At 59.3% G+C, this 21,313-nt stretch carries 19 protein-coding genes; 7 read left to right on the top strand and 12 right to left on the bottom strand.

Going from position 1 to position 21,313, the window contains the following annotated elements:
* Positions 1-9: 9 nt before the first annotated feature.
* The 4 genes from betB to betI are packed head-to-tail and all read right to left on the bottom strand — an operon-like array spanning position 10 to position 5,279.
* Positions 10-1,473: a betaine-aldehyde dehydrogenase gene (gene betB / locus BM074_RS01700; RefSeq protein ID WP_091919350.1), complete on the bottom strand. Its 1,464-nt coding sequence runs from the start codon at positions 1,471-1,473 to the stop codon at positions 10-12.
* Between the two features lie 31 nt (positions 1,474-1,504).
* Positions 1,505-3,154 (bottom strand): choline dehydrogenase, encoded by a 1,650-nt coding sequence (gene betA / locus BM074_RS01695; protein ID WP_091919348.1) that lies wholly within the window; start codon positions 3,152-3,154, stop codon positions 1,505-1,507.
* Between the two features lie 8 nt (positions 3,155-3,162).
* Positions 3,163-4,689, bottom strand: coding sequence for a choline-sulfatase (betC, locus tag BM074_RS01690; RefSeq protein ID WP_091919346.1), 1,527 nt, complete (start codon positions 4,687-4,689; stop codon positions 3,163-3,165).
* Positions 4,686-5,279: a transcriptional regulator BetI gene (gene betI / locus BM074_RS01685; RefSeq protein WP_091919343.1), complete on the bottom strand. Its 594-nt coding sequence runs from the start codon at positions 5,277-5,279 to the stop codon at positions 4,686-4,688. The genes betC and betI overlap by 4 nt, the downstream gene beginning before the upstream one ends.
* 197 nt (positions 5,280-5,476) lie before the next feature.
* On the opposite strand from betI, the gene BM074_RS01680 reads away from it, so the two are divergent.
* Both BM074_RS01680 and BM074_RS01675 read left to right on the top strand, forming a co-directional pair.
* Positions 5,477-6,643: an acetyl-CoA acetyltransferase gene (locus BM074_RS01680; protein ID WP_091919341.1), complete on the top strand. Its 1,167-nt coding sequence runs from the start codon at positions 5,477-5,479 to the stop codon at positions 6,641-6,643.
* Positions 6,644-6,808: 165 nt separating this feature from the next.
* Complete coding sequence (locus tag BM074_RS01675) at positions 6,809-7,828, top strand: asparaginase (protein WP_091919339.1); 1,020 nt, start codon at positions 6,809-6,811, stop codon at positions 7,826-7,828.
* Here the strand turns inward: BM074_RS01675 and BM074_RS01670 are convergent.
* Entirely contained in the window at positions 7,821-9,164 is a 1,344-nt protein-coding gene (locus tag BM074_RS01670; RefSeq protein ID WP_091919337.1) for a TIGR03808 family TAT-translocated repetitive protein, read from the bottom strand. The genes BM074_RS01675 and BM074_RS01670 overlap by 8 nt on opposite strands.
* A gap of 97 nt (positions 9,165-9,261) precedes the next feature.
* On the opposite strand from BM074_RS01670, the gene BM074_RS01665 reads away from it, so the two are divergent.
* A complete protein-coding gene (locus BM074_RS01665; RefSeq protein ID WP_027230001.1) occupies positions 9,262-9,735 on the top strand; it encodes a GreA/GreB family elongation factor in 474 nt (157 codons plus the stop codon).
* 52 nt (positions 9,736-9,787) lie between these two features.
* Here the strand turns inward: BM074_RS01665 and BM074_RS01660 are convergent, their stop codons facing one another.
* From BM074_RS01660 to BM074_RS01640, 5 genes are all read right to left on the bottom strand, one after another.
* Positions 9,788-10,168: a type II toxin-antitoxin system death-on-curing family toxin gene (locus BM074_RS01660; RefSeq protein WP_091919335.1), complete on the bottom strand. Its 381-nt coding sequence runs from the start codon at positions 10,166-10,168 to the stop codon at positions 9,788-9,790.
* Complete coding sequence (locus BM074_RS01655; protein WP_027229999.1) at positions 10,165-10,395, bottom strand: AbrB/MazE/SpoVT family DNA-binding domain-containing protein; 231 nt, start codon at positions 10,393-10,395, stop codon at positions 10,165-10,167. The genes BM074_RS01660 and BM074_RS01655 overlap by 4 nt, the downstream gene beginning before the upstream one ends.
* A 76-nt stretch (positions 10,396-10,471) precedes the next feature.
* Positions 10,472-11,464: a magnesium transporter CorA family protein gene (locus tag BM074_RS01650; RefSeq protein WP_091919333.1), complete on the bottom strand. Its 993-nt coding sequence runs from the start codon at positions 11,462-11,464 to the stop codon at positions 10,472-10,474.
* A gap of 1 nt (position 11,465) precedes the next feature.
* Entirely contained in the window at positions 11,466-13,598 is a 2,133-nt protein-coding gene (gene scpA / locus BM074_RS01645) for a methylmalonyl-CoA mutase (protein ID WP_091919331.1), read from the bottom strand.
* 1 nt (position 13,599) lies between these two features.
* Positions 13,600-15,042 carry a methylmalonyl-CoA mutase subunit beta gene (locus tag BM074_RS01640; RefSeq protein WP_091919329.1) on the bottom strand — a complete coding sequence of 481 codons (1,443 nt, stop codon included), beginning with the start codon at positions 15,040-15,042 and terminating at the stop codon, positions 13,600-13,602.
* Between the two features lie 211 nt (positions 15,043-15,253).
* On the opposite strand from BM074_RS01640, the gene BM074_RS01635 reads away from it, so the two are divergent.
* Positions 15,254-16,018, top strand: coding sequence for an SDR family oxidoreductase (locus tag BM074_RS01635; protein ID WP_091919327.1), 765 nt, complete (start codon positions 15,254-15,256; stop codon positions 16,016-16,018).
* A gap of 53 nt (positions 16,019-16,071) precedes the next feature.
* Here the strand turns inward: BM074_RS01635 and BM074_RS01630 are convergent, their stop codons facing one another.
* A complete protein-coding gene (locus tag BM074_RS01630; RefSeq protein WP_091919325.1) occupies positions 16,072-16,437 on the bottom strand; it encodes a hypothetical protein in 366 nt (121 codons plus the stop codon).
* A gap of 307 nt (positions 16,438-16,744) precedes the next feature.
* Between BM074_RS01630 and BM074_RS01625 the strand changes: the two genes are divergently transcribed.
* Positions 16,745-18,277: a helicase HerA-like C-terminal domain-containing protein gene (locus BM074_RS01625; RefSeq protein ID WP_091919323.1), complete on the top strand. Its 1,533-nt coding sequence runs from the start codon at positions 16,745-16,747 to the stop codon at positions 18,275-18,277.
* A 73-nt stretch (positions 18,278-18,350) separates the two neighbouring features.
* On the opposite strand, the gene BM074_RS01620 is transcribed toward BM074_RS01625, so the two are convergent.
* Entirely contained in the window at positions 18,351-19,064 is a 714-nt protein-coding gene (locus BM074_RS01620; protein WP_027229992.1) for a L,D-transpeptidase, read from the bottom strand.
* A 482-nt stretch (positions 19,065-19,546) separates the two neighbouring features.
* Here BM074_RS01620 and BM074_RS01615 point away from each other — a divergent pair, with 482 nt between their 5' ends.
* Positions 19,547-20,425: a branched-chain amino acid aminotransferase gene (locus BM074_RS01615; RefSeq protein ID WP_153667904.1), complete on the top strand. Its 879-nt coding sequence runs from the start codon at positions 19,547-19,549 to the stop codon at positions 20,423-20,425.
* 165 nt (positions 20,426-20,590) lie between these two features.
* Positions 20,591-21,190 (top strand): superoxide dismutase, encoded by a 600-nt coding sequence (locus tag BM074_RS01610; protein WP_027229990.1) that lies wholly within the window; start codon positions 20,591-20,593, stop codon positions 21,188-21,190.
* Positions 21,191-21,313: the final 123 nt, after the last annotated feature.

Here is a 21,313-nt window from a genome sequence, read left to right as displayed (position 1 = left end):
CCCAGTCGATCAGTAAGGGCTTTCGACCTTCCCCGTCTCCACATAGACCGATTTGATCTGGCTGTAGTGGTAGAGCGCGGCGAGGCCATTCTCACGCCCGACGCCGGACTGCTTAAACCCGCCGAAAGGCATTTCCACCGGCGCCAGATTATATGTGTTGATCCAGCAGGTGCCGGCCTTCATCTGGCTGATGACCCGATGTGCTCGCGCAAGATCCTGCGTAAACACGCCCGCCGACAGTCCAAATTTCGTGTCGTTGGCGCGCTCGATGACCTCATCCTCGTCCTTGAAATCGAGAACGGCCATGACCGGCCCGAATATCTCCTCACGGGCAATGATCATATCGTCGGTCACATTAGTAAAAATGGTCGGCCCGACGAAGCAGCCCCCCTCAAACCCTTGCATCTGCGGTACGCCGCCGCCGTAATGGAGCGTCGCCCCCTCTGCCTTGCCCTTCTCGATGTAGGACACGACCTTGTCGCGCTGCGCCGCGTTGACGAGCGGTCCAAGGTGGATCTCAGGGTCGAGCGGATCGCCGAGGCGGATAGCTTTCGTGCGGGTTGTCAGGCGCTCCAGGAAGCGATCCTTGATACCGCCCTGGACGAAAACACGTGTACCGTTGGAGCAGACCTGGCCAGTCGAATAGAAATTGCCGAGAAGCGCACCGCCGACCGCATTCTCCACGTCGGCATCGTCAAAGATGATGAGCGGGGACTTGCCGCCGAGCTCCATCGTGGCGTGCTTCATGTGCGAGCCGGCCTGGGCAAGGACCCGCTTGCCGGTAGGCACGGAGCCGGTCAACGATACCTTGGCGACGAGCGGATGGTCAACGAGCTGGGAGCCGACATCGCCAAAACCCTGGACAACGTTGAACAGGCCGTCAGGCAGGCCGGCTTCCTTGTAGATTTCCGCGAGCGCCAGAGCAGAAAGCGGCGTGTTTTCCGAAGGCTTGAAGATCATGGCGTTGCCCGCTGCGAGAGCCGGTGCCGATTTCCAGCCGGCGCCCTGGATCGGGTAGTTCCAGGCGCCGATGCCGACGCAGACGCCGAGAGCTTCGCGCCTCGTATAGGCATAGGAGCCGCCAAGCTCGATCATCTCGCCATTAAACCCGGCAATGATGCCGCCGTAGAATTCGAGTGCATCGGCGGCCGAGGCTGGATCGGCGACGAGCGTTTCCTGAATGGCCTTACCTGTATCGAGCGTTTCAAGTTCAGCGATCTCGGCATTGCGGGCGCGCAGGATATCGGCGGCGCGGCGCAGGATGCGGCCACGCTCTACCGGTTTCAGCGCGGCCCAGGCGGGCTGCGCCGCGGCTGCCGCCTGAACCGCCTCGTCGATGAGGGCAGGCGTTGCGCCGAAAAGCCTGGCAATGGTCTCGCCGGTAGCCGGGTAGATCACATCAAGCGGCTTGCCCGCCTTGTCCTCGACAAACCGGCCGTTGATGAAATGCGATGCCTTGGGCTGCGCGCGCATGGGTGCTCTCCTTTGAATGCGTATGGATACCTTACCGGTCACTCACCTGCCAGCGCGGATTGATCCAGGGCTCCTGGTTGGAACGCGGCAGTGGATCGCGACCGAGAATATGGTCCGAAGCCTTTTCGCCGGTCATGATCGATGGACCGTTGAGATTGCCGTTGGTCACGCGCGGAAAAATCGACGAATCGGCAACGCGAAGTCCCTCCACCCCGATGACACGACATTGCGGATCGACCACGGCGGTCGGGTCACTGGTCGCGCCCATCTTGCAGGTACCGCAGGGATGAAAGGCGCTCTCGGCATGTTCGCGCAGGAAATCGTCGATTTCATCATCCGATTGCACGTGCGAGCCCGGGGAAATTTCGCGGCCGCGATAAGGCGTAAGTGCGGACTGGCCGAAAATCTCGCGGGTCAGGCGCACGGCATGGCGGAAGTCGCTCCAGTCGTCCGGATGCGACATGTAGTTGAAGACGATCTTTGGCTTTTCGAACGGATCCGATGAGGCCAGCGTTACGCTGCCGCGCGACTTCGAGCGCATGGGTCCGACGTGGGCCTGGAAGCCATGGCCCTTGGCAGCCGCCTTGCCGTCGTAGCGGATCGCGGCGGGCAGGAAATGGTACTGGATGTCCGGATAATCGATACCGGGTTTCGACCGCACGAAGGCTGCGGATTCGAAATGGTTTGTGGCACCATGCCCGCTTTTGAAGAACAGCCACTCGGCCCCGATCATCGCCTTGGAAACAAGCCCGAGTTTGGAATTGAGCGTTATCGGCTTGAGGCTTTCCTGCTGGATATAGACTTCGAGGTGGTCCTGCAGGTTCTGGCCGACACCTGCCCGATCAGCGACAACATCGATGCCGTGCGCCTTGAGGTGCGCGGCCGGACCGATGCCGGACAGCATGAGCAGCTTGGGGGAGTTGATGGAAGAGGCGGCAATGATCACTTCGCGCCGCGCCCGGATAATTTCGGTTTTGCCGCGCCGCGCTATCTCGATACCGGTCGCGCGCTGATTCTCGATGATCACGCGGCGCGCGAACCCATTGATCAGGCTTACATTCTGGCGCTTGAGGGCAGGGCGCAGATAGGCGTTCGCCGTCGACCAGCGCCGCCCCTTGTAGATGGTCTGCTCCATAGCTCCGAAGCCTTCCTGCTTCGAGCCGTTATAGTCGTCGGTGACTTCGAAGCCTGCTTCTTTGCCTGCCTCGACGAAGGCGTGAAACAGGGGATTGTCGCGGCGCCCGCGCTGGACGTTCAGCGGGCCGTCCGTGCCGCGCCATCCCGCCTCGCCGCCATGCGAATTTTCCATCCGCTTGAAGTAAGGCAGCACATCGGCATAGGACCAGCCGGCGGCGCCGGTCTCGGCCCAGTGATCGAAGTCGTGAGCGTGGCCGCGCACATACACCATACCGTTAATCGACGACGATCCACCGATGACCTTGCCACGCGGCGTGACCAGCCTGCGACCGCCGAGGTGCGGCTCGGGTTCGGAGCTGAAACCCCAATCATAGGTGCTCATGTTCATCGGGAAGGAAAGCGCAGCCGGCATCTGGATGAAGGGCCCGATATCGGTGCCGCCATATTCGATGACAATCACCGAATGCTTGCCGTCTTCCGACAGGCGGTAGGCCATGGCGGAGCCGGCGGAACCCGAACCGATAATGACGAAATCTGCTTCCATGCCCGGTCTCACTCGCCACGCGGATAGCGGGCATTCTCTTCCAGAACGTTCAAATCCATATGGTTGCGCATGTAGCGCTCGGACGCTTTTTGCAGCGGCTGATAGTCCCAGGGGTAATACGAGCCGTTGCGCAATGCTTCATAGACCACCCAGCGTCGCGCCTGGCTCTCGCGCACTGCTGCATCGAAGGCGGCCATATCCCAGCGCGCACGAGCCTTTGCCGTGAAATCGGCGACGACCCCAGCATGACCGGGATCGCCCGCAAGATTGTTGAGTTCGTGCGGATCCGATTCAAGATCAAATAGTTGCGGCGGGTCGATCTCGCAGTGCACGAACTTGTATTTGCCGTCGCGCAACGCAACGAGCGGCGCATTCGAGCCTTCAGCCGCATATTCCATAAGCACGGGTGATCTGCGCGCCCCATCGCCGCGCATGAGCGGGCCAAGATCCTCGCCATCGGTCCAGGGCAAGACTTCAGCAATATCCACACCGCCAAGTGCTGCCAGCGTTGGCGTGATATCCAATGTCGATACGGGCGCTTCGACAAGGTGCGCGTGGATGTCCCTGCCAGCGATCATGAGCGGCACGCGTGCCGAGCCTTCGAAGAAGTTCATCTTGAACCACAGGCCGCGCTCGCCGAGCATGTCGCCGTGATCCGACGTGAAGACGATGATTGTATCCTCAAGCATCCGGGTCGTCTGCAGAACGTCGAGAATCTCGCCAACCTTGTCATCAATATAGGAAATGTTGGCGAGGTAGCCCTGGCGCGCCTTGCGTACCTGATCGGCCGTAATGTCGAAGGCCTCGTAGTCGCAGGCCTTGAGCAGGCGCTGCGAATGCGGATCCTGATCGGCAAAACCAATCTCGCCGACAGAGGGGTCGAGGGCTTCCGAACCTTCGTAGAGGTCCCAATATTTGCGGCGGGCGACATAAGGGTCGTGCGGATGCGTGAAGGAAACAGTCAGGCACCAGGGGCGCCGTGCATGATCATCGGCTTCGCGCGAAAGCTGGTAGAGCTTCTGCCGGGCGTGGAACGCAACCTCGTCGTCATATTCCATCTGGTTGGTGATTTCGGCGACACCGGCGCCGGTCACCGATCCGAGATTGTGATACCACCAGTCGATCCGCTCGCCGGGCTTGCGATAGTCAGGCGTCCAGCCGAAATCGGCAGGATAAATATCGGTGGTCAGCCGCTCTTCGAAACCATGAAGCTGGTCCGGTCCAACAAAATGCATCTTGCCAGAAAGGCCGGTATAGTAGCCGGCACGGCGCAAATGGTGCGCGTAGGTCGGAATGTCCGAAGCGAATTCGGCAGCGTTGTCGTAAACCCGCGTGCGCGAAGGCAATTGGCCCGACATCAGCGATGCCCGCGCCGGGGCGCAAAGCGGCGAGGCCGTATAGGTTTTTGCAAATCGGGCTGAACGCCTGGCAAGCGCCTTCAGATGCGGCGCGTGGATGAAAGGCGCCGGGCCATCCGGAAAAAGCGTGCCGTTCAATTGATCGACCACGATGATGAGAATGTTGGGCCTTGTCATTGCAGTGCTCCGGCGGCTGCGAGTTTGATATTCACGTAATCTTCAACGAGGGCGATGGCCGACGCCGCCTCATGTGCGCCATTGCGCAGCGCATGGCGGATATAGAGGCCGTCGATCATTGCGCCTGCCCCTTCGGCGATCTGCGCTGCCGTCGCCCGGTCGGTCATTTGTCCCAGCGCATAGGCCAGGTTCGAATGGGTGCGCCTCGCATAGATGCGCAGGAGACGGCGCGTTTCATCGGATTTTTGTGCATGGACATAGAATGTCAGCCACGCTGCCACCGTCTCCGGCGCGAATTGCGAGGCCGAAAAGTTGACTGCGATGACCGCCGCAACGCGCCCAGCGGCTGTTGGCGCCTTGTGCAGCGCATTGCGCAGATCGTTGCCGAGTTCCTTCAGGAGATGCCGCATGGTTGCCAGGATCAGCTGTTCCTTGCCGCCGAAATAGTGATGCGCCAGCGCCGCCGAAACACCGGCTTCGTGGGCGATCTCCGCAACAGTCACATCAAGCGAGCCGCGTTGGCCGATGGTGCGGATCGCAGCATCGATCAACTCGCGTTTACGCAACGGTTCCATTCCTAATTTCGGCATTGCCCGGCATCCTGTTTCCCGCAAATCTATTCTTGATTGACTGGTCAATCAATAAAAATCTCTGCGCCGGTGTGTGGAAAGGAGTAGGATTAAGAGCACGAGTTTGGGCGGTCTTGTTCGCCACGACGGGCATGCACCTTGAACAAAAGTCTGATCGTGGTTAGGTCAATGGCCATGACATTTGTGGAGGAAACAAGATGACAGCCTGCATCGTCGGATGGGCGCATTTGCCGTTTGGAAAACTCGAGGGTGAAACGGTCGAAAGTCTGATCGTCAAGGCCGCGATCGGAGCGCTCGAGCATGCCGGGATCGGTCCCGAGGATGTCGACGAGATCGTGCTTGGGCACTTCAACGCGGGGTTCTCGCCGCAGGATTTCACGGCCAGCCTCGTCCTCCAGGCCAGCGATTCGCTGCGTTTCAAGCCCGCGACCCGCGTGGAGAATGCCTGCGCCACGGGTTCGGCGGCGGTTCATCAGGGGATCAAGACCATTCGGGCGGGCGCGGCCAAGGTTGTACTCGTCGTCGGCGTCGAGAAAATGACCTCTACACCTGGCCCGGAGATCGGCAAGAATCTGCTGAAAGCATCTTACCTTCCCGAGGAAGGCGATATTCCGGCGGGTTTTGCCGGCGTTTTCGGCCAGATCGCCGCCGCCTATTTCCAGAAATATGGCGACCAGTCCGATGCGCTGGCCATGATCGCCGCGAAGAATCACAAGAACGGCGTCGGCAATCCCTATGCGCAGATGCGCAAGGATCTCGGCTATGAATTCTGCCGGCAGGAGAGCGAAAAGAACCCATTCGTGGCCGGCCCGCTCAAGCGCACCGATTGTTCCCTCGTCTCCGACGGCGCTGCGGCGCTTATCCTAACCGATACAGAAACCGCGCTCAAAATGAAGCGCGCCGTCGCATTCCGTGCCGCCCAGCATGTTCAGGATTTCCTGCCCATCTCGAAGCGTGACATCCTCTCATTTGAAGGATGCGCATTAGGGTGGAAGCGCGCCTTGGCGCAGGCCGGGGTTACAATCGACGATCTCTCCTTCGTCGAGACTCATGACTGCTTCACGATTGCCGAACTTATCGAATATGAGGCGATGGGTCTGGCGAAACCGGGCGAGGGCGCCAAGGTCGCGCTCGAGGGCCAGACTGCCATGGATGGTCGCCTTCCGGTCAATCCGTCAGGGGGACTCAAGGCGAAGGGGCATCCGATTGGTGCAAGTGGGGTGTCGATGCACGTTTTGTCGGCGATGCAGCTTACCGGTGAGGCAGGCGGCATCCAGGTCCCCAGCGCAAAGCTTGGCGGCATCTTCAACATGGGCGGCGCGGCGGTCGCCAACTACGTTTCCGTTCTCGAACGGATCAAATAGGTTCGGCCACAGGTTGAATCGGCTTGAAGGCGCTGATTCAACCTTTCAGCTTCGCGCGCCAACCCCATGAAATGATTCCGATTGGCCGAGCTTGGTATCAATGGCGGGACGGCCTATAAATCGGCGAGGCGCAAGATTTTCGACCCAATTGAAAGATGATCTCCCATGACTAATCCGGTTCTCGTTGAGGTTTTCCGCGGTGAAACGGTCGAAAGCCGTCATCGCGGCTCGGTGGTTGTTACCGATGGCGACGGCAAAATCGTCTATTCGCTCGGAGATATCGAGCGCCCGACATTTCCGCGCTCTGCGATCAAGGCGATCCAGGCGCTGCCGCTTGTCGAAAGCGGCGCAGCCGATGCTTATGGTTTCGGCAATGAGGAGCTTGCTATGGCATGCGCATCGCATTCCGGCGAGCCCCAGCATGTGAGCCGGGCAGCCGACATGTTGGCACGAGCCGGCCTTGATGTTTCGGCGCTCGAATGCGGCGCCCATTGGCCGACACAGCAGCCGGTACTCATTGCGCTGGCCAAGAGCGGGCAGGAGCCGACGGCGCTCCACAACAATTGCTCGGGCAAGCATGCGGGGTTTCTTTGCACCTGCCGGCACCTTGGCGTCGAGACGCGCGGCTACTCTGCGCTGGGCTCGCCTGAACAGGATATGGTGCGCGAAGCGATGGAAAGCGTTACCGGCGCTCCCCACACGCTGGACTATTGCGGCACCGACGGCTGCTCCATACCGACCTATGCTATTCCCCTCAAACACCTCGCACATGGCTTTGCGCGCATGGCGACGGGGACCGACCTTGCGCCAGAGCGCGCGAAGGCGGCACGGCGCTTGATGGACGCGGCGATGGCCGCTCCCTTCTATGTCGCCGGCACACATCGCGCCTGCACCGAACTTATGGAAATGGCTCCGGGCCGCATATTCGTGAAGACGGGTGCGGAGGGTGTATTTGTCGGTGCCGTCCCCGAGCTTGGACTCGGCATCGCCGTCAAGTGCGACGATGGCGCGACGCGAGCTTCCGAGGCAATGATTGCGACGGTTCTGGCGCGTATTTTCCGCAATGAAGCGGAGCTTGAATCGAAGCTCGACAGGTTTGCCGATCGCGAAATGCGCAATTGGAACGGCATCACCTATGGGGTCATCAGCCCGACGGAAGAACTGACTGAGGCGGATATTAACTGACGATATTTCGCTCGACGACGAGGTTGGGATAGGCCGAGCCCTTCTGGGTAAGATCCTTTATCGCAACCTCTTCCCACTTGTGGCCGACAATCGCGCCTTTGGCTGCACCCTGAATGATATTGTCGGTGATGATGGCCGCTCCAACCCCATCGACGACCGTTACATAGATGCCTTCGCCGGAATTGCGGACGATGTTGCCGCTGGCAACGAGATTGCGCATGTAGGGTCCCCAGCCGAGCTGGAGGCCGTAAGTCGGCGCGCCCTCAACAAGATTTCCGGTAATGGTACTGTCCGCTTCCGCCGAAATCCCGATGCCGAACGTGCCTGCGTATGGGCCCTTCACCGACAGATTGCGTACGATATTGCCGGTGCAGGTACCGAGGCGCCCGCCATCGTCGAAGTTCACGATCGATATGCCATTGGCGGCGCCGTCGACGATATTGTTGGCGATGATGGCGCCCTCGAACGCAAACTCGGAGTAAATCGCCGTCTCGCCGCTGCCCGTGCAATTGTTGCCGGTGATCTGGATGTTTCTGGCGCTGTTGCCGCGCACGGCCGTGAAGGCGCAGTCGCTGACGACATTGTCTGCGACGATGACATTATCGGCCTTGTAGACATTGATGCCATTGCCGTTCTGGCCCGTTCCGCCGGAATCGGCCCGGATCTTTTGCACGCGATTGCCGCTGATGATGGTTCCGTCGCGGCCCTTGTCGTAACGATGAACAAGGATGCCGCCATTGCCGCAATCGCTGATCGTGTTGCGGGTGATCGCAAGGCCCGTAGAACTGGCGGCAAATATCGCGGCGTCGGCTACGCCCGAAATCCGGTTGCCGTCGATTGCGCCGCCCGATTGAAAGAGCGAAAGCCCGTTCTGCGCCGATCCAACGATTGTGCAATCGCGGATCAACAAGGTCCTGACATTGTTGGCCTCGATGAGCCCCTTCGCCTTGTCGCCGAGCTCTTTTCCGTTGCCGTCAAAAACGAGTCCGGTGAACTGGATCAGCTTGGAGTCGCTTGCCTGGACAAAGCCGCTTGTGCCCGCATAGACGATGCGGCTTTGGCCGGTCACGCCGAGAATATTGACATAGGACGGGCATAGGATGGCGGAAACGATATAGGTCCCGGCGGGCAGGAAAACCTGATTGCCTTTGGCGCTTGCGCTCTCGAGAAGCGCGTTGAATTTCGCCGTTTGATCCTGTGTCGATCCCGGTTGAAGACCGTAATCGACGGCGTTGAGCGGCTCAGACGCGTTGGATGCTGCTTGCGCAACCTGCTGGAAGCCGTGGTTGAAGGCGACCCCGGTCAGACCGGCGAGGACAAGTCGTCTGCTGATCATGATTGTTCCTTGGCGTTGCAGGCAGAATAGAACGAGGGTCTGGATACATCAAAGGATTGCACTTGCTGTTGGGGCGGGCAATCCCTACTTTGGAGTAATGAGCAGTGCTTTTACCAAACAGGACGACAGCAATGCCTCGATTGATTTTGGCGAACGTCCGATCAGTCCGCATCGCAATCTCGTAACCGAACGCGGGCTCGCCATGATCGATGCCGAGATCGCCGCGCTGCACGAGGAATTGGCCAAGGGCAACGCGGAGGCGGATCGCGAGTTGATCGCCCGGGCGTCGCGCGACCTGCGCTATTGGACGGCGCGCCGCGAAACGGCCGAAGTCTCGCATCCCGATCCGAAGAGTGATGTTGTGCGTTTCGGCATGAGCGTAACCATCGCCGATGATGCGGGAAAGACCCAGACCTGGCAGATTGTCGGTGAGGATGAGGTCGACGCCAGCCACGGCAAGATCTCGCACGTGGCGCCGATGGCGAAGGTGATGTTCGGAAAGTCAGTCGGCGATACGTTCGAGTTGAACGGTCACGAATGGGAAATCACGAAAATAGCCGTCTCGCCTTGAAGTTGAATCACAACTGAAGACAACTAAGCCAGCCGACTCAAATCATTGAATTTTAGATCGCTTCAATGTGGTCGCGGAAAAACATCGCCGCGCCGGTTTCGTCGATTTCGCCGGCGGCGACACTTAAAACCAGTTGGATGATGTCCTCAGCCGGTGCTTCGATGCTGAACCCATTGAAAACAAGAAAAAGATCGGCTGCCGCGAATCCGGTGCGTTTGTTGCCGTCGATGAACGGATGATTTTTGACGATGCCATAGAGATAGGCCGCGGCAAGCTCGCAAAGATCGGGGTCGCCGTAAGCTTCCTTCTGCAGCGGCCGATTTAGAGCTGATTCAAGCATTCCGACGTCGCGCACACCCGGAGCGCCGCCATGCAGGCGCAGTTGCTCCGCGTGAAGCGACTCCACGAATTCGCGAGAATGGAACTCGATCATTTGGCGAGAGCGCGATAGGCGGTCTCGTACTTCTTCATACGCTCGCGTGCGATCTGCATTTTTTTCTCAAACGCTTCGGGATCATCGTGCAAAGCCCGAAGAGTAAGGCCATCGGCGTCTTCAGTCAGAACCAACTGATCGCCTGCCTTGAGGTTGTGGCGATCGAGAACGTCCTTTGGCAGGATCACGCCTTCGGAATTGCCGATCTTTCTTAACGTGACATTCATGGCTCAGCTCCAATGTTATAACAAAAATTATAACACGGAAAATCGCCAATCTTCAAGTAGACCTTCGTAGGGTGCGCTACAGCCAGCCCTTCTTGCGGAAGATCAGCAGCGGAACCACCGCCGAAGCAATCATAATGCAAAGGGCCATTGGATAGCCCCAGCGATAGTCGAGTTCCGGCATCAGATGGAAGTTCATCCCGTAGATCGAGGCGACAAGGGTGGGAGGCATGAAGGCAACGGCCGCGACCGAGAAAATCTTGATGATGGCGTTTTGTTCGATCGAGATCAGGCCGACCACGGTGTCGAGCAGGAACGTCACCTTGTTTGAAAGGAAGTCAACATAGGTGCTCAGCGATTGCGTGTCGCGCTCCAGGGACTTGATCCAGCCGCGCGTATCCTTCTTGTACGGCTCCTGGTTGGTGAAGGCAGTCATATAGACGAGAAGGCGGCTGACGCCCGTGATGCTTTCACGTACTTTCGAAAGGAACGCACCCGTTATGCCGATCTGGTTGAGGCTGTCCCTGAAATTCTTGGTGGTCATCGGCTTATCGGTTTCGGAGCGCCGGAAGATTGCGTGCGAGTTCAGATCAATTCGGCCGGCAACGTCTTCGAGGATGTCGGCGAGGCGATCGGTCACCGCTTCGATAAGACCGAGAAGGATGCTGACGCCCGTGCATTTTTCGTTGATCAGGCCGTTGCCGGGCTTCGTTGCGCGGCTGATGTAGAGGTTGAACGATTTTGGCTCGGTATAGCGAACCGTAACCAGGCGCTGACCCGTCAGGATGAAGGAAATCGGGCCGATGCCATGGCTGTTTTCGCCTGTGGAGTAAAGGACCGGAGCTGTCAGATATTGCGCACCGTTCTCGGCGTAGAAGCGGCTCGATTCCTCGATCTCATGCATGTCGTCACGGGTCGGGATCGACGCCTTCATCCAGCTTTCGACGTGATGATCTTCCTCGTGCGTCGGGTTGAGGAGGTCAACCCAAACGGTGTTTGCCGGCAGCTCAGCGCCCGCAAGTGCGGCGCTCGCCATCAGGTAATCGTCTTCGAGCGTATAAACAAAGATCATGTCACAATGAATCCAGCAATTTATCGATCAACTTTTCGGCGGCCTCGCCAATGACGGTGCCGGGCGGAAAGATCGCGGTCGCGCCGGCCTCGAGAACCGCGTTGAAATCCTGCGGCGGGATGACACCGCCGACGATGATCAGGATGTCATTGCGGCCGTGACGTTTCAAAGCTGCCTTGAGTTCCGGCACCAGGGTAAGGTGGCCTGCCGCAAGCGATGATACGCCGACGATGCGCACGTTGCTTTCAACGGCTAGATCGGCAACCTCCTCAGGTGTCTGGAACATGGCGCCAACGATGACCTCGAAGCCGAGATCGCCGAATGCAGTTGCGATGACCTTCTGGCCGCGGTCATGGCCGTCCTGACCCATCTTGGCAACGAGAATGCGCGGCTTCTCTCCGGTGCGCTTCTCGAAGGCGGCTGCCTTCGCCTGCACCCGGTCGACCGCATCGCTCTTGCCGATCTCCTTGCGATAGACGCCGGAGATCGTGTGAATCTCCGCCACGTGACGGCCGTAAGCCTTTTCGAGTGCTAGGGATATCTCGCCCACCGTCGCGCGGGCGCGCGCAGCCTTGATGGCAAAATCAAGGAGATTGCCGGTTCCAGCCTTCGCCGCGCTTGTCAGCGCGGAAAGTGCGGCGTCGACCGCAGCAACGTCGCGCGTGCCCTTGAGTTGCTGGAGCTTGGCAAGCTGGCGAGCGCGGACCTCCGCATTATCGACCTTGAGGACGTCCACTTCGACGTCCTGCGTCGGGCGATAGGAATTGACACCGACGACGGGCTGCTGGCCGCTGTCGATCCGGGCCTGCGTGCGCGCCGCCGCAGCCTCGATGCGCATTTTGGGAATGCCTTTTTCGATTGCCTTCGCCATGCCGCCGAGCGCTTCGATTTCCTCGATATGCGCCAGAGCCCGCGCCGCAAGATCGTGCGTCAGGCGCTCGACATAGGCCGATCCACCCCAGGGATCGATGATCCGCGTCGTGCCGGATTCTTTTTGCAGGATCAGCTGCGTATTGCGTGCAATACGGGCCGAGTGATCGGTCGGCAAGGCCAGTGCTTCATCGAAGGAGTTGGTGTGCAACGACTGGGTGTGCCCCTGCGTTGACGCCATCGCCTCGATCATCGTGCGCATGATGTTATTGTGCGGATCCTGCGCGGTCAGCGACCACCCAGACGTCTGGGAATGGGTGCGCAGCGACAGGGAGCGCTCGTCCTTCGGATTGAAGTTCTTCTTCATCAGCGCTGCCCAGAGCAGGCGTGCCGCGCGCAGCTTGGCGACTTCCATGAAGAAGTTCATGCCGATCGCCCAGAAGAAGGAGAGGCGGGGCGCAAAACTGTCGATGTCCTGGCCAGCCGCAACACCGGCGCGGGCATATTCGATGCCATCGGCAATCGTATAGGCAAGTTCGAGATCGGCGGTCGCACCGGCCTCCTGCATATGATAGCCGGAGATCGAGATCGAGTTGAACTTCGGCATGTTCTCCGACGTGTAGGAGAAGATGTCGGAGACGATCCGCATCGATGGTTGCGGCGGATAAATATAGGTGTTGCGAACCATGAACTCCTTCAGAATGTCGTTCTGAATGGTTCCCGCCAGCTGCTTCTGCGCGACCCCCTGCTCCTCGGCCGCAACGATATAGAGCGCAAGGATCGGCAAGACGGCGCCATTCATGGTCATCGAAACCGTCATCTCGCCGAGCGGGATGCCGTCGAACAATTGCTGCATATCGAGAATGGAGTCGATGGCGACGCCGGCCATGCCGACATCGCTGGCAACACGCGGATGGTCGCTGTCATAGCCGCGATGCGTTGCAAGGTCGAACGCAACGGACAAGCCCTTCTGGCCAGCACCAAGATTGCTCCGGTAGAATGCATTGGATTCTTCGGCGGTCGAGAAGCCCGCATATTGGCGAATCGTCCAGGGCTGCTGCACATACATGGTCGGGTAGGGCCCGCGAATAAAGGGCGCGGCGCCGGGATAGCTGTCGAGATGCGGAAGATTTTTAACGGCTGCGTCGCCATAGCTGCGCTTGACCTTGATCCCTTCAGGCGTCTTCCAACTTGACCTGTCGAGCCTGGATGGCAGCGGTTTCGGCTCTTGCCAATCGATGGTGGTGAAATCCGGAATTCTCATTTTACTCGGCGGCCTGGAAGGTTTCGTCTATGCGCGGAAAGCTCAGCGGTTCGCAATGTACAACACCGTCGGTCGGCAGCGGCATGTGCGGTGCGTCGATTACCTGTACCGGCCTTTCCTTTTTCGGCGGAAAGATGGTGGTGCCGACGATTTCCCGTTTACCCGTCGCATATTCGGCGGCGCGCCGGTTGCGGGCCTCAACGATGCGCGCCTGGAATTTGCCGTCGACGAGGCTTTGCAGAATACCGCCGTCGCGCTCAAGCGCCTGGAACTCCTTCCATGCCGCCTTGCACAGCGCTTCGGTGAGCCCCTCGACAGCCCCGGACCCGCACCCGGGATCGGCGACGAAGGCGAGATTGCTTTCGTCGGCGAGAATAAGCTGCGTGTTACGGGCGAGGCGGCGGGCAAACGGATCAGGCAGGCCATGGGTGATCGTATGCGGCAGGATTGCGATCGAGTCGGCGCCGCCGACAGCGCCGGCGAAAGCGGCAATCGTCGTGCGCAGGATGTTGGTTTCCGGGTCGCGCTTCGTCATCATGCGCATGGAAGTTTCGGCATGGATCACAGCGGGAGCAGGGCGAACGCTGCCGCAGACTTGCTGGAGCCGCGCCCACAGCCGGCGCAACGCCCTGATCTTGGCGATAGACAGAAACTGGTCCTGATCGAGCGAAAGCGCAAAGCCGAGATGCGGCGCCGCATAGACGATGGGCTGGCGTGCTTCTTCGAATAGCCGGAAATGCCCGGCGGCGATCGACAGCATGGCGCCGAGTTCCTGCGCCTCGGTAGCGCCGGCATTGTGATAGACGCGGCCATCGGCTTCGAGAACGATGCCGGGCAGGTCGGGCGAAAAGAAACCCGAGAGGGACTGCGGCAGCGATGCTTTCAAGGCTGCAAGCGTCATGCGAAGCCGGCCCGTACCGGCAAGCGTCGCCGCCGGATCGATGCCGAGCGAAAAGCTCAGCGTCTTGGGGTTGACGTCGCGCGGGCGCATATAGTCGACGAACCAGTCGGCACAGGCGCGGCTGCGCGGGTGCACATCCATGCGCAGGTGGATCATGTCGAGATGAACGCCGTAGAGCACTTCGTCGACAGCCTCGCGGGTCGAGGGAAGGCCGTAGCCGAAGGCGTTTGGCGCGCCTTCGAAGACGAGTGCGATGCCGGTAGCGCCGTTCTCAAGATCCTCAAGCAACTGTTTGTTGGCGCGCGCCGGATCCGGATCGTCGATGCGCTGGACGATACGCCACGGCTGCGCAGGGTTCTTGCGCGGCGTGAGCTGCGCCTTGCGCCGGCACTCGTAAAGCGGCTCGATCTTGATGTTATCGTCGGTCCTGGATGTCAGGGATTCGTCGAAATCGGCGCCTTTCAGGGCCTTTTGCGCAAGCTTGACCCAAATATCCCGGTCAATTGCCGCAAACTCCGTTTCCTTGATCAGTGACGAGTCCATGCTTACTCCCGGTCGGCGCATTTTTGTCGGCGACTTTAGGAGGACTCATGCTGCTTCGCAACAAAGCAAAGTGCGGTTTGGCCAACATATTGAGAAAGCGGGCTTTTTTGCCACGTTTGCTAAGTGTTGGACAACGCGCAGGTTTCGGGTGGCTGGCGCTGCGCGGTTGTGAAATTTCTGCATCAGGATCGAAACCTGAAAGGCAGCAAAAATGGACAGACTCAAAGGCAAGACGGCGCTCATCGTCGGCGCAAGTTCCGGGATAGGCCGTGCAACGGCGCTGCTATTTGCGAACGAGGGTGCAAACGTGGTCGTGACGGCACGGCGTCAAGATGAACTCGACGATCTTGTCGATGCCATCGAAAGCAACGGGGGCAGGGCGGCCGCACTTGCGGGAGATGTCACGGACGAAGAATTTGCTGCTGCGTCGGTGGCATTGGCGGAGAGCCGTTTCGGGGGGCTCGACATCGCCTTCAACAATGCCGGAATAAACGGTGAGATGGGACCCAGCGCCGCAATATCGCTCGAAGGCTGGCGCAACGCACTCGACGTCAATCTGACGGGCGCTTTTCTGGGCGCAAAACATCAAATACCGGCTTTGCAGCGTCGCGGTGGTGGTTCGCTGATATTCACGTCCACTTTCGTCGGCTACACGGCGGGAATGCCGGGCGCTGCTGCCTATGCGGCGAGCAAGGCGGGAATCATAGGCCTCATGAAAACGCTTGCGGCCGAACTCGGGCTGAGCGGCATAAGAGTAAATGCGATCCTGCCGGGCGGTACTGCGACGCGCTTGGCGGATGCCTGGACCGATACTCCCGAGAAGCGCGCATTCGTCGAGGGAATGCACGCGCTGAAGCGGATTGCGACCCCGGACGAGATTGCCCAGTCGGTGCTTTACCTCGCCTCGGATGAAGCAAGCTTCACGACAGGATCGGCCATGCTCGTGGATGGTGGTGTTTCGATCAATCGCACCTGAAAAAGGTAAAGCGCGCGCCAGGCGGCGCGCGCTTTTATAAAAATGGCATAAAATCAGACGAACTGGCTGAGGCCGGGTATCGAATTGACCACTTCGTCAACCGGGCCGCTGCCGGCCTTTTCGCGGGCAAAAGCGATGGTTTCCTTGGAAATGCCGCTGATTTCGCCCATGCCGAGCCCGAGCCCCATGAGCTTCGAGCCGAGGCCCATAACGCCCGGCATCAGGCCGGAAAGTAGGCCGCCGCCTGACTGCGCCTCAGCAATGGCGGCTTCGGCACCGGGAAAGCCTGAAATGAGTTCGCCGACCTTGTCCGCGGGACCTTCTTTCTGCAGGAAAGCGAGGATCAGGCCGACGGCCTTGGTGGCGGTTGCCGGATCGGTTCCGACATTGGCGGAAATCCGCGCGATGAGTTCTTCCATGAGGCTAATCTCCCGTCTCGTTATGAATTACGTTTACGTAATATGCGCGAAATCCGCGCCGCACAAGTCTATTTCAGCTTGGATGACACCTCTAAAACGCACCTCGGCAAATTATCGTAGAAGGGCGGAAAATTACCGCTGGGCCTTGCGACGCAGGCAATAAAAATCACGCAAATCTGCGTGAACGGGTCCCGTCACATACGCTCAAGCTGGCTTGCCCTCGCCATTATTCCCAAGCAACCATTGTCGCATCCAGATTGGCTGTCTATACCGTGTAATGAGTGACTTCCTGCGAGGATCGAACGACATGGCCGCTGACAGCATTTTTCTTGGTGCAAGCCGCAAACCCGACGACAGCTACCAGCAGGCAGAATCGCTGCTGCTGAAATTCGGCAACCGGCACGGCCTCATCACCGGCGCGACAGGGACCGGCAAAACGGTGACACTGCAGGTGCTGGCAGAGGGTTTCTCCCAGGCGGGCGTCCCGGTGTTCTGCGCCGACATCAAAGGCGATCTTTCCGGCATCGCAGCCAAAGGCGAGGCGAAGGATTTTCTCGTCAAGCGCGCCGCCGATGTGAAGCTCGATCCCTATGAGCTCAGCGCATCGCCGGTTATATTCTGGGATATATTCGGCGAGCAGGGACATCCCATTCGCGCCACCATCTCGGAAATGGGCCCCTTGCTGCTCTCACGCCTGATGAACCTGACCGACGCTCAGGAGGGGGTGCTGAACATCGCCTTCAAGATTGCAGACGAGGACGGATTGCTGCTCCTTGACATGAAGGACCTGCAGGCCTTGCTGGTCAACGTCGCCGAGCGGGCCGAAGAGCTTTCTACCAAATATGGCAACGTCACCAAGCCGTCCGTGGGAGCGATCCAGCGCTCGTTGCTCGTCCTCGAGCAGCAGGGCGGCACCAAGTTCTTTGGCGAACCGGCCCTGAAGATCTCCGATATCATGCGCACCGGCACCGATGGGCGCGGCGTTGTCAGCGTTCTTGCCGCTGACAAGCTGATGAACAATCCGCGCCTCTATTCGACATTCCTGCTCTGGCTCCTGTCGGAGCTTTTCGAGGAATTGCCCGAAGTGGGCGATCCGGAAAAGCCGCGTCTGGTGTTCTTTTTCGATGAGGCGCATCTGCTTTTCAACGAAGCGCCGAAGGCGCTGCTTACCCGTGTCGAGCAGGTCGTTCGCCTCATTCGTTCGAAGGGTGTCGGCGTCTACTTCATTTCGCAAAATCCGCTGGATGTGCCGGAAACCGTGCTTTCACAGCTTGGCAACAGGCTGCAGCATGCACTGCGCGCCTATACGCCGCGTGAACAGAATGCGGTGAAAACGGCTGCCGATACGTTCCGGCCGAACCCCGACTTCAATACATTCGCGGCAATCACCAACCTCGCCACCGGCGAGGCGCTGGTTTCGACGCTTGCTGAGAAGGGCGTGCCGTCCATGGTTCAGCGCACGCTGATCCGGCCGCCATCCGGCCGCATCGGACCGCTGACCAGCGACGAACGCCAGCGCCTGATCAATGCCAGCCCCGTTGCCGGTCAGTATGACGAGATGGTCGATCGCGAATCCGCCTACGAACTCCTGCAGAAGAAGGCCGAACAGGCCAAGACCGAAGCCGACGCCGCCAAACAGGTCGAGGAAGCGGACAGCACCAGCGGCTGGACGCTTCCGGATATCCTCGGGGGCAGCAGCAAGCCCGGTCCACGCGGTGGCCAGCCACGAGGCCGGCAGACGGTAGCCGAGGCGGCGATGAAGTCCGTCGTCCGTTCGGTGGGAAGCTCGCTCGGGCGTGCCCTGGTGCGCGGCATCCTCGGAAGCCTGAGCCGGCGATAGGCACCGTCATCGTAGTATTGATCAGCATTGCGAAAGGCCGGCGGGTTGCTGCCGGCCTTTTTTCGTCAGTTCGCTAGATCACCAGCACCGGCGTCTTGTTCGGAACGCGATCGTACAGATCGATCACATCCTGATTGATGAGTCGGACGCAGCCGGACGAGACCGCCTTGCCGATCGACCACCATTCCGGCGAGCCGTGTATTCGATAAAGCGTATCGACACCGTTCTGGAATAGGTAAAGCGCGCGTGCGCCGAGCGGGTTCTTGAGACCGGGCTCCATGCCGCCATTCCGGGCGCTGTACTTTACGAGGTCCGGCTGGCGGGCGATCATTTCGTCCGGTGGCGTCCAGGTCGGCCAATGGCGCTTCCACTGGACCACCGCGCGGCCGGACCATGAAAAGCCCTGCTTGCCGATGCCGACGCCGTAGCGAACAGCCTGGCCGTCTTCGCGTACGAGATAGAGGAACTTGTCGTTGGTGTCGACAACAAGCGTTCCGGGGCGCTCACCGGTCGGATCGGGGACGATCTGGCGCAGATAGCGCTTGTCCATCTTGGCGATCGGTATGGCCGGCAGGGAATGTCCGCCGTCTTCCCGGGCGGAGTACATTTCCGCGTAGGAAGCAAATGCCGGATCCACATCCATTTGCGGCTGCATGAGCGGATTGCCGGCATCGTCCACCTGGATGACAGGAAGATCGTCGCGGATTGTAGCGCAACCGGAGAGGCCGGCGGCGGCCGTCGCAGTCAACGCCGCAAGAAAGCCGCGACGTGATATTGTATTTTGCATGATTGAACCAAATTCGTGGAAGGATGGGTTTGAACAAACGCTTGTGGTTGCTCTAGACGCACAATGATTATGGCCGCGAGCCGATTACAATAGGGCGTAATGAAGGCGGTGGCGCCACTGTTGCCGCCGAGCAACAAAACGGCGCGGGAACGACTGAAAGCGCGTTCACCGGCGGATAAACACTTCGTGAAAGATCGTAACGTCTGCTTCTAACTGGTCGAATTGTTCGAACGGGGTCGGCATAAAAAAACAGACCCTGGCGGGTCTGTAAAGATTTCCTCGCCAAAGGGGAGATATCGGCGAGGAGCAGGAACACTGTGATTTTATAATCCTGGAGTCCGCGCATTTTGGCAATTAGACCTTCGTCTAAGAACATGAAGAGCCAATAGGTACTTGGCGTTCGAAGCCGAAACTGCCATTGATTTTGAAGGCAATTAGCCGTTCGATAGGAAAAGCAGATCACAGGGAATGGAAGCAGCATCATGGCCGTCAGTACGCAAGCCCAGACATTGACATGGACCTATGTCGATGGCGACTGGTATGAAGGAAATGTGCCACTCATCGGCCCGCGCAGCCATGTGATGTGGCTGGGATCATCGGTCTTCGATGGAGCGCGCTGGTTCGAGGGCGTTGCCCCCGACCTCGACCGTCATGCGGCGCGCGTGAATGCCTCAGCGGTTGCGCTCGGGCTCAATCCGACGATGAGCGTCGATGAAATCATCGGGCTGACCCATGATGGATTAAAGAAGTTCGACGGCAATACCGCCGTTTATATCCGGCCGATGTATTGGGCCGAGCATGGCGGCTATATGGGCGTACCCGCGGATCCGGAATCGACGCGGTTTTGCCTGTGCCTCTATGAGGCGCCGATGATTGCGCCGAGCGGTTTCTCGGTCACTGTCTCGCCATTCCGGCGCCCGACCTTCGAGACGATGCCGACCAACGCCAAGGCAGGGTGCCTTTATCCCAACAATGCACGGGCGATCACGGAAGCGAAATCCCGTGGCTTCGACAACGCGCTCGTCCTCGACATGCTCGGCAACGTCGCGGAAACCGGCACCTCCAATATCTTCCTCGTCAAGGACGGTCACATCTTCACGCCAGCGCCAAACGGGACGTTCCTTTCCGGGATCACGCGCGCCCGTACGATCGACGTGCTTGCCGATTACGGTTTCCGCACGACGCAGGCGACGTTGAGCGTTCATGATTTCCTCAGCGCCGACGAGATTTTCTCGACGGGGAACCATTCGAAGGTCGTTCCCGTTACCCGCATCGAGGATCGCGACCTTCAACCGGGTCCGATCGCCAAGAAGGCGCGGGAGCTTTATTGGGAGTTTGCGCATTCCACGCCGAAAATTTAACCCGCCGAAAGGCAATGGCCAGAAATATTGATCCGTTTCGCATTGCTCCTGAAGTAATTGGGACCTATGTAACGAAGGCAGGTTTTGTCAGGATTGGCGACCAACGCACCGGTACCCAGCCGGGCGGCCAATCCGGTCACAGAATTAATCGAAGAGGAGACTTCCATGGCTTTCGAATTGCCCGCACTGCCGTATGATTACGATGCGCTTGCGCCCTTTATGTCGCGTGAAACGCTCGAATACCATCACGACAAGCACCACAAGGCTTACGTTGACAACGGCAACAAACTGGCTGCCGAAGCTGGTCTCGAAAATCTTTCGCTCGAAGAGATCGTCAAGCAGTCCTTCGGCAAGAATCCCGGCCTCTTCAACAATGCCGGCCAGCATTACAACCATCTGCATTTCTGGCACTGGCTCAAGAAGGGCGGCGGCGGCAAGAAACTGCCGGGCGCGCTCGAAAAGGCCGTGGAATCCGATCTTGGCGGCTACGACAAGTTCCGCACGGATTTCATCAACGCCGGCACCACGCAGTTCGGTTCAGGCTGGGCCTGGTTGTCTGTAAAGGACGGCAAGCTCGAAATCACGAAGACGCCGAATGGCGAGAATCCGCTCGTTCATGGCGGCACGCCGATCCTCGGTGTCGACGTGTGGGAGCACTCCTATTACATCGACTATCGTAACGCCCGTCCCAAGTACCTCGAAGCGTTCGTCGACAATCTCATCAACTGGGATTATGTGCTCGAGCTCTACGAAAAGGCCAAGTAGGGGCTGTTTCTCGAAGTAAAGCGGCCCCGTCCTTGCGGGGCCGTTTTTGTTTGGAGCTTAGCCCAAGCAATGCCCGCCACGCTGACATTTCGCGCCCTCGCATAATAGCAATGATCTCGCCCG

Origin of the sequence: Phyllobacterium sp. CL33Tsu, from assembly GCF_900113985.1 — a bacterium.
Taxonomy (GTDB): domain Bacteria; phylum Pseudomonadota; class Alphaproteobacteria; order Rhizobiales; family Rhizobiaceae; genus Phyllobacterium; species Phyllobacterium pellucidum.
Note: the sequence above shows the minus strand (reverse complement) of the source record. Positions and strands in the feature narration are given on the sequence as shown.

Bases quoted from the DNA above. Each gene is read 5' to 3' on its own strand.
- betB (WP_091919350.1), bottom strand. From the start codon at position 1,473: ATGCGCGCGCAGCCCAAGGCATCGCATTTCATCAACGGCCGGTTTGTC.
- betA (WP_091919348.1), bottom strand. From the start codon at position 3,154: ATGGAAGCAGATTTCGTCATTATCGGTTCGGGTTCCGCCGGCTCCGCC.
- betC (WP_091919346.1), bottom strand. From the start codon at position 4,689: ATGACAAGGCCCAACATTCTCATCATCGTGGTCGATCAATTGAACGGC.
- betI (WP_091919343.1), bottom strand. From the start codon at position 5,279: ATGCCGAAATTAGGAATGGAACCGTTGCGTAAACGCGAGTTGATCGAT.
- BM074_RS01680 (WP_091919341.1), top strand. From the start codon at position 5,477: ATGACAGCCTGCATCGTCGGATGGGCGCATTTGCCGTTTGGAAAACTC.
- BM074_RS01675 (WP_091919339.1), top strand. From the start codon at position 6,809: ATGACTAATCCGGTTCTCGTTGAGGTTTTCCGCGGTGAAACGGTCGAA.
- BM074_RS01670 (WP_091919337.1), bottom strand. From the start codon at position 9,164: ATGATCAGCAGACGACTTGTCCTCGCCGGTCTGACCGGGGTCGCCTTC.
- BM074_RS01665 (WP_027230001.1), top strand. From the start codon at position 9,262: ATGAGCAGTGCTTTTACCAAACAGGACGACAGCAATGCCTCGATTGAT.
- BM074_RS01660 (WP_091919335.1), bottom strand. From the start codon at position 10,168: ATGATCGAGTTCCATTCTCGCGAATTCGTGGAGTCGCTTCACGCGGAG.
- BM074_RS01655 (WP_027229999.1), bottom strand. From the start codon at position 10,395: ATGAATGTCACGTTAAGAAAGATCGGCAATTCCGAAGGCGTGATCCTG.
- BM074_RS01650 (WP_091919333.1), bottom strand. From the start codon at position 11,464: ATGATCTTTGTTTATACGCTCGAAGACGATTACCTGATGGCGAGCGCC.
- scpA (WP_091919331.1), bottom strand. From the start codon at position 13,598: ATGAGAATTCCGGATTTCACCACCATCGATTGGCAAGAGCCGAAACCG.
- BM074_RS01640 (WP_091919329.1), bottom strand. From the start codon at position 15,042: ATGGACTCGTCACTGATCAAGGAAACGGAGTTTGCGGCAATTGACCGG.
- BM074_RS01635 (WP_091919327.1), top strand. From the start codon at position 15,254: ATGGACAGACTCAAAGGCAAGACGGCGCTCATCGTCGGCGCAAGTTCC.
- BM074_RS01630 (WP_091919325.1), bottom strand. From the start codon at position 16,437: ATGGAAGAACTCATCGCGCGGATTTCCGCCAATGTCGGAACCGATCCG.
- BM074_RS01625 (WP_091919323.1), top strand. From the start codon at position 16,745: ATGGCCGCTGACAGCATTTTTCTTGGTGCAAGCCGCAAACCCGACGAC.
- BM074_RS01620 (WP_027229992.1), bottom strand. From the start codon at position 19,064: ATGCAAAATACAATATCACGTCGCGGCTTTCTTGCGGCGTTGACTGCG.
- BM074_RS01615 (WP_153667904.1), top strand. From the start codon at position 19,547: ATGGCCGTCAGTACGCAAGCCCAGACATTGACATGGACCTATGTCGAT.
- BM074_RS01610 (WP_027229990.1), top strand. From the start codon at position 20,591: ATGGCTTTCGAATTGCCCGCACTGCCGTATGATTACGATGCGCTTGCG.